The sequence below is a fragment of the Streptomyces xiaopingdaonensis genome (genome assembly GCF_000262345.1).
Taxonomy (GTDB): Bacteria; Actinomycetota; Actinomycetes; order Streptomycetales; family Streptomycetaceae; genus Streptomyces; species Streptomyces xiaopingdaonensis.
Genome location: NZ_AJTQ01000298.1, coordinates 1 through 10,357, shown reverse-complemented (window position 1 = coordinate 10,357; position 10,357 = coordinate 1). Strand labels below are relative to the sequence as shown.

Annotated in this window: 10 protein-coding genes, 1 tRNA gene and 1 CRISPR repeat array; of the genes, 3 read left to right on the top strand and 8 right to left on the bottom strand. The window is 71.7% G+C overall.

The annotated features are described in order from the left end of the window. Positions 1-66: 66 nt before the first annotated feature. Together rplA and rplK are read right to left on the bottom strand one after the other, a co-directional pair. A complete protein-coding gene (rplA, locus tag UWG_RS0123475) occupies positions 67-789 on the bottom strand; it encodes a 50S ribosomal protein L1 (protein WP_016909645.1) in 723 nt (240 codons plus the stop codon). 119 nt (positions 790-908) lie between these two features. After that, a complete protein-coding gene (rplK, locus tag UWG_RS0123470) occupies positions 909-1,343 on the bottom strand; it encodes a 50S ribosomal protein L11 (RefSeq protein ID WP_016909644.1) in 435 nt (144 codons plus the stop codon). A 259-nt stretch (positions 1,344-1,602) separates the two neighbouring features. On the opposite strand from rplK, the gene UWG_RS0123465 reads away from it, so the two are divergent. Further along, positions 1,603-2,949: a type III PLP-dependent enzyme domain-containing protein gene (locus tag UWG_RS0123465; RefSeq protein ID WP_016909643.1), complete on the top strand. Its 1,347-nt coding sequence runs from the start codon at positions 1,603-1,605 to the stop codon at positions 2,947-2,949. 100 nt (positions 2,950-3,049) lie between these two features. Here UWG_RS0123465 and nusG read toward each other — a convergent pair whose 3' ends face one another. The 3 genes from nusG to UWG_RS0123450 all read right to left on the bottom strand — a co-directional run bounded on the left by nusG (position 3,050) and on the right by UWG_RS0123450 (position 4,444). Next, a complete protein-coding gene (nusG, locus tag UWG_RS0123460) occupies positions 3,050-3,901 on the bottom strand; it encodes a transcription termination/antitermination protein NusG (protein ID WP_016909642.1) in 852 nt (283 codons plus the stop codon). 74 nt (positions 3,902-3,975) lie between these two features. Next, complete coding sequence (gene secE / locus UWG_RS0123455; RefSeq protein WP_086022520.1) at positions 3,976-4,254, bottom strand: preprotein translocase subunit SecE; 279 nt, start codon at positions 4,252-4,254, stop codon at positions 3,976-3,978. Positions 4,255-4,371: 117 nt separating this feature from the next. Beyond that, positions 4,372-4,444, bottom strand: a tRNA-Trp gene (locus tag UWG_RS0123450). Positions 4,445-4,694: 250 nt separating this feature from the next. Here UWG_RS0123450 and UWG_RS0123445 point away from each other — a divergent pair. Both UWG_RS0123445 and UWG_RS0123440 read left to right on the top strand, forming a co-directional pair. Next, complete coding sequence (locus UWG_RS0123445; protein WP_016909640.1) at positions 4,695-5,945, top strand: pyridoxal phosphate-dependent aminotransferase; 1,251 nt, start codon at positions 4,695-4,697, stop codon at positions 5,943-5,945. A gap of 111 nt (positions 5,946-6,056) precedes the next feature. Continuing rightward, the gene (locus UWG_RS0123440; RefSeq protein WP_016909639.1) at positions 6,057-7,184 is read left to right on the top strand and encodes an adenosine deaminase; all 1,128 of its coding nucleotides are present in this window, start codon (positions 6,057-6,059) and stop codon (positions 7,182-7,184) included. Between the two features lie 516 nt (positions 7,185-7,700). Here the strand turns inward: UWG_RS0123440 and UWG_RS0123435 are convergent. The 3 genes from UWG_RS0123435 to UWG_RS0123425 form a co-directional block, all read right to left on the bottom strand. Continuing rightward, positions 7,701-8,789, bottom strand: a complete 1,089-nt coding sequence (locus UWG_RS0123435; RefSeq protein ID WP_050988640.1) for a UDP-N-acetylmuramate dehydrogenase — start codon at positions 8,787-8,789, stop codon at positions 7,701-7,703. A gap of 68 nt (positions 8,790-8,857) precedes the next feature. Beyond that, positions 8,858-9,292, bottom strand: a complete 435-nt coding sequence (locus tag UWG_RS0123430; protein ID WP_016909637.1) for a MaoC family dehydratase — start codon at positions 9,290-9,292, stop codon at positions 8,858-8,860. A 5-nt stretch (positions 9,293-9,297) separates the two neighbouring features. Then, complete coding sequence (locus UWG_RS0123425) at positions 9,298-9,765, bottom strand: MaoC family dehydratase N-terminal domain-containing protein (protein WP_016909636.1); 468 nt, start codon at positions 9,763-9,765, stop codon at positions 9,298-9,300. 286 nt (positions 9,766-10,051) lie between these two features. Next, positions 10,052-10,325: direct repeats of the CRISPR family, unit length 29 nt; unit sequence GGGACCATCCCCGCACGCGCGGGGAGCAG. Positions 10,326-10,357: the final 32 nt, after the last annotated feature.

Here is a 10,357-nt window from a genome sequence, read left to right as displayed (position 1 = left end):
CTCCGCGCGTGCGGGCCCCTGCGACCGACGCCGCGGCGCCCGAAGGCGCCGCGACGGGACGTCGGTTCAGACCGCGGCCGGGTCCTCCTCGGCGAGGAGGTTGCGGGTGCGGTTGGGGTCGACCGGGACACCGGGGCCCATGGTCGTGGTGATCGTCGCCTTGCGGATGTAACGGCCCTTGGCCGCCGCCGGCTTCAGGCGGGTGACCTCCTCCAGCGCCGCGGCGTAGTTCTCGACGAGCTGGTCGTCGGAGAAGGACGCCTTGCCCACGATGAAGTGGAGGTTGGAGTGCTTGTCGACGCGGAACTCGATCTTGCCGCCCTTGATCTCGGTGACGGCCTTGGCGACGTCGGGGGTGACGGTGCCGGTCTTCGGGTTCGGCATCAGGCCACGCGGACCGAGCACGCGGCCGAGGCGGCCGACCTTGCCCATGAGGTCCGGGGTGGCGACGACGGCGTCGAAGTCGAGGCGGCCGCCCGCGACCTCCTCGATGAGTTCGTCGGAGCCGACGATGTCGGCGCCCGCAGCCTCCGCGGCCGCAGCACGGTCACCGGTCGCGAAGACCAGGACCCGGGCCGTCTTGCCGGTGCCGTGCGGCAGGTTCACGGTGCCGCGGACCATCTGGTCGGCCTTGCGCGGGTCGACGCCCAGGCGCAGGGCGACCTCGACGGTCGCGTCGAACTTCTTGGTGGAGGTCTCCCTGGCGAGCCGGACGGCCTCGAGCGGCGCGTACTGGCGCGACTTGTCGACCTTGGCGTCCGCCTCGCGGAGGTTCTTGCTGCGCTTCACTACTGCTCCTGACAGTTGCACCGTGCGCCAGGGCACGGCGGGGATGGAGTCGTGGTGCGGGCCAGCGCCCGGCCCTTCCACGGCGGGGCGCCCCGAGGGCGCTCCGACTTATGGCTGGTTCAGCCCTCGACGGTGACGCCCATGGAGCGCGCGGTGCCGGCGATGATCTTCTCGGCGGCGTCCATGTTGTTGGCGTTGAGGTCGGGCATCTTGGTGGTGGCGATCTCGCGCACCTGGTCGCGGGTGATCTTCGCGATCTTGGTGGTGTGCGGGGTGCCGGAGCCCTTCTCGACGCCTGCGGCGCGCAGGATCATCTTCGCGGCCGGCGGGGTCTTGGTGATGAAGTCGAACGAGCGGTCCTCGTAGACCGTGATCTCGACCGGGATCACCCAGCCACGCTGCGACTCGGTCGCGGCGTTGTAAGCCTTGCAGAACTCCATGATGTTGACGCCGTGCTGACCCAGCGCCGGGCCGACAGGCGGGGCCGGGTTGGCGGCACCGGCCTGGATCTGGAGCTTGATGAGCCCCGCGACCTTCTTCTTCTTGGGAGGCATGCTCTCTCCGGGTCCTAGTGAGAGGTGATTCACCGCCGTCCTTCATACGGACGGAGGCATACTGCACAACGATAGCCGCTACCGCGCCGGACTCTGAAACCGGCTGGTCATCGCGGACCGCGGCCCCTGCTGCTCCGTCCCGGCCCCCGACCCACACGCTCGTCCCCCGCCGCTGTCTTCGGGTGATCCTCCGATGACGCCGAAGGTGCGCATGGCGCACAGTGGAGCGGTTCGACGGAGGCTGGGAGAGGAGCGACCGATGGTGTCCGACCCCGTGGCACGCAGGCAGGCTGCTGTGCGGGAAGCGGTGCGGCTGAGGCTCGTCGGGCCGGAGGCGCCCGTCCTCGGCCTCCTCGACGTGGACGGAATCCGGGCTTCCGCCCGGGAGTTGCGATCGGCGTTCGAGGGCCCCGGCGAGGTGCTGCACACCTTCGCTGTGAAGGCCGCCTCGCTGGCGCCGGTGCTGGAGCTGCTGCACCAGGAGGGCGTGGGATGCGAGGTCGCGAGCCCCGGGGAGCTGGCACTGGCGCGCGCCGCCGGTGTGCCGCCGGAGCGGATCGTCTTCGACTCCCCCGCGAAGACGGTCGCCGAGCTGCGTGAGGCGCTCGCCACGGGCGTCGCCGTCAACGCGGACAACCCCCAGGAGCTGAGGCGCCTCGACCGGCTCGTCGCCGAGCGGACGCGCGCCGGGCTGCCACCGGGCGCCCCGCTCGGGGTGCGGGTGAACACGCAGGTCGGCAGCGGCTCGATCGACGCGATGAGTACGGCGACGCGCACGTCGAAGTTCGGCGTGGCCCTGCGCGACGAGGGCGCCGAGGAGTGGCTCGTGCGCAGCTATCTGGAGCGGCCGTGGCTGACCCGGCTCCACACGCACAGCGGTTCGCAGGGCGTTCCACTCGAAGTGATGACGGCCTCTGCACGGGTGCTCTACGAGCTCGCCGAGCGGATCAACCGCGAGGCGGGACGCCGGCAGGTGGACACGCTCGACATCGGTGGCGGGCTGCCCGTCAACTTCGCGAGCGACGAGACCGATCCGTCCTTCGCCAACTACGCGCAGCGGCTGCGCGACGAGGTGCCCGGGCTCCTCGACGGGGAGTACACGCTGGTCACCGAGTTCGGGCGGGCGCTGCTCGCGAAGCAAGGGCTCATCGCGGCCGTGGTGGAGTACACCAAGGACGCCGGCGGACGCCGGATCGCCGTGGGCCACGCCGGTGCTCAGGTGGCGACGCGGACCGCCTTCGCGCCCGAGTCCTGGCCGCTGCGCGTCGGCGCCTTCGACACGGTGGGCGAGCCCAAGGCCGCGGCCGAACTCGTCCAGGACGTGGCGGGTCCTTGCTGCTTCGCCGGGGACCTGGTCGCACGCGGGGCGCGGCTGCCCGAGCTCGACCCCGGGGACATCGTGGCGCTCTACGACACGGGGGCGTACTACTTCTCGACGCCCTTCCAGTACAACAGCCTTCCCCGGCCCGCCGTCCACGGCTTCCGGCAGCACGCCGGGGGCGTCCGGTTCTCGCTCGTGCGCCCTGCGCAGCGCCTTGAGGAGGTACTCGCGGAGAGCGGTGTGCAGCACCTCGGCGCCCTGCTCGACGACGCCGACCCGGGCTGAGCCCGTCAACTGCCGGGCATCGCCTTCGGGTTGGGAACAGACGAAGGAGCCCCCGCCGCTGCGGCGGGGGCTCCTTCGCTCGTTCTCGGCCTGGGCGGCCTCAGTTCTTCTGGATCTGGTCGAAGCTGAGCTCGACCGGGGTCTCACGACCGAAGATCTCGACGAGGCCCTTCACCTTCTTGGAGTCGGCGTTGATCTCGTTGATCGTCGCCTGGAGGGTGGCGAAGGGGCCGTCGGTGACGGTGACCGAGTCGCCGACCTCGAAGTCGAGGACCTGCACCTCGACCTTGCGTCCGGCGCCCGAGGGCTTGCCCTCCTCGGCGGTCGCGGTCTTCGTGGCCTTCTCCTCCGCCTCGGGGGCGAGCATCTTGACGATCTCGTCGAGGGTGAGGGGATAGGGGTCGTAGGCGTTGCCGACGAAGCCCGTGACGCCCGGGGTGTTCCGGACGACGCCCCAGGACTCGTTGGTGAGGTCCATGCGGACGAGGACGTAGCCGGGGAGCTTGTTCTGCCGGACGGTGCGGCGGTCGCCGTTCTTGATCTGGACGACCTCCTCCTGCGGCACCTCGGCCTGGAAGATGTAGTCCTCGACGTTGAGGGAGACCGCGCGCTGCATGAGGTTGGTCTTCACGCGGTTCTCGTAGCCGGCGTAGGTGTGGATGACGTACCACTCGCCGGGGAGGAACCGCAGCTCGTCGCGGAGTTGGGCGATCGGGTCGACCTGCTCCTCGTCGGCCTCGGCGGGCTCCTCGGTCTCGCCCTCGGCGGCCTCTTCTGCCGGCTCCGTATCGGGCTCCTGCTGCTCGGCCTCGGCAGCCGCGGTCCCGGCGTCCTCAGCGGCGAGCGCGTCGGCCGCCAGCTTGACCCCGTCGCCCTCAGCCTCGTCGGTGCGGGGCGCGGTGTCGGCGCCCTCGGAGGGCTCGACGGCGTCGTTCAGGTTGGGGTCAGACACTGTGGCTGCTTCTTCCTGGCTTCAAAGGGTCGTACATACGGAAAGGACCGCCAGCGGCGGTCTCCCGCTGAAGGTCAGCCGAAGACGCGCTTAACGACTTCGGTAAGCCCATAGTCAAGCACGAACACGAAGGCGATGATGATGATCACGAAAATGATCACGACCGTGGTGTACGTGGAGAGTTGCTGCCGCGTCGGCCAGACGACCTTGCGCAGCTCGGCCACGATCTGCCGGTAGAAGAGCGCGAGGCGGCCCAACGGGCCCCTCTTTCCCCGCCGTCCGCCACGACGCGACTTCTTGCCGCCACCGTCCGACGACCCTCCGGGCTCGGGGACCTCGGTGGTGTCCGTGATCTCCGTCACTCGTCCTCACCTGATCCGGGTCGTTGCCCTGCGGCGTCCGGCCCGGCCGCACGGCGGTGCATTTCAGTACGTACGCAAGCACACACACCAAGGCACCGATGTGTGGAGCAGGGCCGGAGGGACTCGAACCCCCAACCGCTGGTTTTGGAGACCAGTGCTCTTCCAATTGAGCTACGACCCTTTGCTTTTCCCCAACTTACCGCACCCGCGCGGTCGCTCGGAGTGCTTCTGCGCTCCGGGCTCTTCCACGGTCACGGCTGCCGATGAGGACCAACGAGGTGAGAGTGTACGTGTTCTGCGTCCCGGCGTCGAACAGCTCCCTCGCGCCCCGCTCGGCGCTGCCGTCCCGCCCTTGGCGCCGCGGTGCGCACGGCCCGTCGCCGTCCACGGCCCGAGTGCCGGCTGTCACCGGGGTCTGGGAGCATGCCTACATGACCGCAGCCAATCCTTCCGCCACTCCCCCGGCACAGCCCCCGACCGAGCGGCGGATCTCCGCCCGCGTCGGGGCGATCTCCGAGTCGGCGACGCTCGCCGTCGACGCGAAGGCCAAGGCACTCAAAGCGGCCGGTCGCCCGGTGATCGGATTCGGCGCCGGCGAACCGGACTTCCCCACGCCCGACTACATCGTCGAGGCCGCCGTCGCCGCCGCGCGCGAACCGCGGTTCCACCGCTACACCCCGGCGGGCGGTCTCCCCGAACTCAAGTCCGCCATCGCCGAGAAGACGCTGCGTGACTCCGGTTACCGCGTCGAGCCGTCCCAGATCCTCGTCACCAACGGCGGCAAGCAGGCGATCTACCAGGCGTTCGCAACCCTCCTCGACGAGGGCGACGAGGTGATCGTCCCCGCCCCGTACTGGACCACCTACCCGGAGTCGATCCGCCTCGCAGGCGGCGTCCCGGTCGATGTGACGGCCGACGAGACCACCGGATACCGCGTCTCGGTCGAGCAGTTGGAAGCGGCGCGCACCGCGCGGACGAAGGTCGTCCTCTTCGTCTCGCCCTCCAACCCGACCGGCGCCGTCTACCCGCGCGAGCAGGTCGAGGCGATCGGCAGGTGGGCGGCGGAGCACGGGCTCTGGGTCCTCACCGACGAGATCTACGAGCACCTCGTCTACGGCGACGCCGAGTTCACCTCGCTCCCCGTCGCCGTGCCCGAGGTCGCCGACCGCTGCGTCGTCGTCAACGGCGTGGCGAAGACCTACGCCATGACCGGCTGGCGGGTGGGCTGGATCATCGGCCCGCAGGACGTCGTGAAGGCGGCGACCAACCTCCAGTCGCACGCCACCTCCAACGTCAGCAACGTCTCGCAGGCCGCGGCGCTCGCCGCCGTCTCCGGCGGTCTCGACGCGGTCGCGGAGATGCGTACGGCCTTCGACAGGCGCCGCCGGACGATCGTGCGGATGCTGAACGAGATCGACGGCGTGCTCTGCCCGGAGCCCGAAGGCGCCTTCTACGCCTACCCGTCGGTCAAGGCGCTGCTCGGCAAGGAGATCCGCGGCCGGCGCCCCGCCACCTCGGTCGAGCTCGCCGCGCTCATCCTGGAGGAGGCCGAGGTCGCGGTCGTCCCCGGCGAGGCGTTCGGCACGCCCGGGTACCTCCGCCTCTCCTACGCCCTCGGCGACGAGGACCTCACCGAGGGCGTCTCGCGCCTCCAGAAGCTCCTCGCCGAGGCGCGCGACTGAGCCGAACCCCCGCGAGCGGCCCCGGAGTTCCGGGGCCGCTCGTGTTTTCGGAAGGTCCCCCGGCCGGGAACCGGCTACCGGTCGGGCCCGCGGATACGGCAGGATCTTGGGATGTTGCAGTCTTCAGGAGAGCGCCCCCCGCAGGCGCGCGACCGCCAGGAGCCCCGGCACAGCGCGGCCCCGGGGCAGACCCGGGCGAGCGCCGACGGCCGCGACGTGCACACCCTGCCCAAGGCCCATCTGCATCTGCACTTCACGGGCTCGATGCGCCCCTCGACGCTCCTGGAACTCGCGGACAAGTACGGCGTAAGGCTGCCGCCGGCGCTGAGCGGCGGAGAGCCCCCGAAGCTCCGCGCCACCGACGAGCGCGGCTGGTTCCGCTTCCAGCGCCTCTACGACATCGCACGCTCGTGCCTGCGCAGCCCCGAGGACATCCAGCGCCTGGTCCGCGAGGCGGCCGAGGAGGACGTGCGCGACGGTTCGGAGTGGCTGGAGATCCAGGTCGATCCGACGTCGTACGCGCCCTTCCTCGGCGGGCTCACCCCGGCGCTGGAGATCATCCTCGACGCGCTCGACCGCGCCTCCCGCGAGACGGGCCTGGGGATGCGGCTCCTCGTCGCGGCCAACAGGATGAAGCACCCGCTCGACGCGCGGACCCTCGCGAGGCTCGCCGTCCGCTACCGCGACCGCGGAATCGTCGGCTTCGGCCTCGCCAACGACGAACGCCGGGGGTTCGCAAGGGACTTCGACCGCGCGTTCGCCATCGCGCGGGACGGCGGCCTGATCGCGGCTCCGCACGGTGGGGAGCTCTCCGGGCCGCGCAGCGTTCGCGACTGCCTCGACGACCTGCGCGCCGGCCGCGTCGGCCACGGCGTCCGCGCGGCCGAAGACCCGCGCGTGCTCGGGCAGTTGGCGGAGCAGGGCGTCACCTGCGAGGTGTGCCCCGCCTCCAACGTGGCCCTCGGGGTCTACGAGAACGACCGCTCCGTCCCGCTGCGCCGCCTGTGGGACGCCGGCGTGCCGATGGCGCTCGGCGCCGACGACCCGCTCCTCTTCGGCTCGCGGCTCGCCGCCCAGTACACGCTGGCGCGCACCGCGCACGGGTTCACCGACATCGAACTCGCCGAGCTCGCACGGCAGTCGGTACGCGGCGCGGTGATGCCCGCCGACGTGCGGCAGCGGACGCTCGCACGGATCGACGACTGGCTGGCGTCACCGCCCGGCGGCGGCACGGGCTGACGGGGGGTGCGTCGGGCGAGCGGGGGCGTCGGGCGGCTGTCGCTCGGTGTGGGTGTCGACCGGGGTGCGTCGTTCGGGCGTTGCGTTGGCAGTGCTGCGGCGGACGCGGGATGCCGCCGTTCCGGGCGGCTGGCCGATCGGGGCTACCGAGCCGGCTGCGAGTGCACGATCGCCCGAGTATCGCCCCTCACGGCGGGAGCGGGCGGCTCCGGCCGGGCGACGGGTCCGCTGAGGCAACTGCCATTGTCATGACGAAGGTTGGCAGGCGTAGGGCAGCAGGCCGGTGCTCCGGGCGATACCGATCGCCGCACCGCTCACGATCTCCGCGCGAGCTGCGCTGCCCCGGCAGCGCTTCGTTCTCCAGCGACTCGACGCCCGCGCGGAAACACGGTGTTGAGGCGCTCCGGCGGTTCGACTTCGGTGGCACGTCCGTCCACGAGCGCCCTCTCCGGGAATGGCCCGCACGGACGACGTGCGGCGCGCGGCGCACGACGAGCAGGGCCGACGCCGCCCGCGTCAGAGCGAACAGCCCACCGTCACCGGCTCGTTGACGAGGGTCACCCCGAAGGCGTCGAAGACACCGGCACGCACCTCGCGGGCGAGGGAGAGGAGGTCTGCGGTGGTCGCCTCACCGCGGTTGGTGAGGGCGAGGGTGTGCTTCGTGGAGATGCGGGCGGGCCCGGTGCCGTAGCCCTTGGTGAACCCGGCCTTGTCGATCAGCCAGGCGGCGGAGGTCTTGGTGCGTCCCTCGCCTGCCGGGAAGGCGGGGGGCTCGACGCCGGCCCCGAGGCGTGCGCCGGCGCGAGCGCGGAAGGCGGCGAACTCCGCGTCGTCGAGGACCGGATTGGTGAAGAACGAGCCGGCCGACCAGGTGTCGTGATCCGCCGCGTCGAGGACCATGCCCTTGCCCGCGCGGAGCGCGAGGACGGTCTCCCGTGCACGCGCCACCGGCACGCGCTCCCCCGCGCCCACACCCAGAACGCGCGCCGTCTCGGCGTACTTCAGGGGCGCGGAGAGCCCGCCCGCGTCCTCCAGCCGGAACCGGACACGGAGCACCGTGTAGCGGTCGGGTTCGGCCTTGAAGCGACTCCAGCGGTACCCGAAGCCGCACTCCTCGTTCGGGATGGTGACGGTCTCGCCACCGATCCGGTCGTACGCGATCACCTCGGTAAGCGTGCCGGAGATCTCCTGGCCGTAGGCACCCACGTTCTGCACCGGGGTGGCCCCGGCCGAACCCGGAATGCCGGCGAGGCACTCGACACCGGCGAGCCCCGCCTCCACCGTCCGCGCGACCGCCTCCGACCAGTTCTCACCGGCAGCGAGCTCGAGATCGGTGCCGTCGAGCACCCACCCGCGGGTCGCGATCCGCAGCACCGTCCCGGCGAAGCCCTCGTCCGCGATGACCAGGTTGCTGCCGCCCGCGACGATCAGCAGCGGGGTGCCGCTCGCGTCGGCCTCGCGCACAGCGGCGACGACCTGCTCGTCCGTCTCGGCGGTGACCAACCGTGCGGCCGGGCCGCCCAGCCGGAGGGTGGTCAGCGGAGCGAGCGGAGCGCCGTACTCGGTGCGCGGCTGCGGGGCTTCGGTGGTGTCGAGTTCCTGCACGGTGCCAAGCGTACGAGGTCCGCGCGGCGCGCCCGGCGTCGTCCCGCGGCGCCGGGCGCCGGGTGCGGTCACGCCAGGCGGACGACGGCGCGGGACATCCCGAGCACCTTCTGTCCCGCGCTCGTCGCGGTGAGGTCGACGCGGACCGTGCGCGCGTCGTCGTCGAGCTTCGCCGCGACCTTGGCGGAGACCTCGATCTCGGCGCCCTTGCCGTCGTCGGGCACGACGACGGGCTTGGTGAAGCGCACACCGTAGTCGACGAGGGCGCCCGGGTCCCCCGTCCAGTCGGTGACGACCCGGACCGCCTCGGCCATGGTGAACATGCCGTGCGCGATGACGTCCGGGAGGTCGACCTCCTTGGCGAACCGCTCGTTCCAGTGGATCGGGTTGAAGTCGCCCGAGGCGCCCGCGTAACGGACGAGGGTCTCCCTCGTCACCGGGAAGCGCTGGGCCGGCAGTTCGGTGCCGACCTCGACGTCGGCGTACGCGATCCTCGCGCCCATGCGGCTCACTTCCCTTCTGCCGAGTCGGACTCGGGGCCCCTGACGACGACCTTGGTGACGGCGGTCACCACGGGCTCGCCCGCGCTGTCGTACACGTCCCCGCGGATGTCGAGGATGTCGTTCCCCGACATGGACTTGATCGAGTCGATCGTCGAGGTGACCGAGAGGCGATCGCCCGCGAGCACCGGACGGTGGTAGTGGAACTTCTGGTCGCCGTGGACGACCCGGCTGTAGTCGAGCTGGAGCATCGGGTCCTGGAGCGCCTGCCCCGCCTCCCGGAACGTCAGCGAGAAGACGAAGGTGGGCGGCGCGATCACGTCCGCGTACCCGAGGGCCCGCGCCACCTCCGGGTCGGTGTAGGCCGGGTTGGCGTCCCCGATCGCCTCGGCGAACTCCCGGATCTTCTCCCTGCCGACCTCGTAGGTACGCCCCGGCGGATAACTCCGCCCCTCGAAGGACTTGTCGAGCGCCATCGGCGCCACCTCCTGCTGCTTCGGTGCCCCGCGCCTCGTCTGCCCGATGGGGGGTGCGGTTGCCGCGACGGGCCGAGGGGGCACCCCCGCGGGATGCACCCGCCCCCCTCGCGTGTGCGGGGAGCAGCATACCTATGGGGGTGGTTGGGGCGGGGTGCAGGGAGCATGCGCGGGGCCCCGGCTCACGGGGAGCCGGGCATCAGCCAGCTCACCGTGCGGTAGCTGGTGGGGCCATCCCGCACGCGCGGGGGCAGGCGTCCGAGCCGGAGTAGAGAGTTCGCTTGACGGGACCATCCCCGCACGCGCGGGGAGCAGACCTACCGACAACTGCGCGACAGCGCCGAGGCGGGACCATCCCCGCACGCGCGGGGAGCAGGACAGGTCGACACCCCGCGCCGCGGCCCGGCAGGGACCATCCCCGCACGCGCGGGGAGCAGTGGGGCGCAGCTTCCGTGATCGGGCACGCCGAGGGGACCATCCCCGCACGCGCGGGGAGCAGGGCCGTTGGGACCGCCAGCGTGAGGCGTGGACGGGACCATCCCCGCACGCGCGGGGAGCAGGGTGTACTGCGCCACCGCGGTGTAGTCCGCGA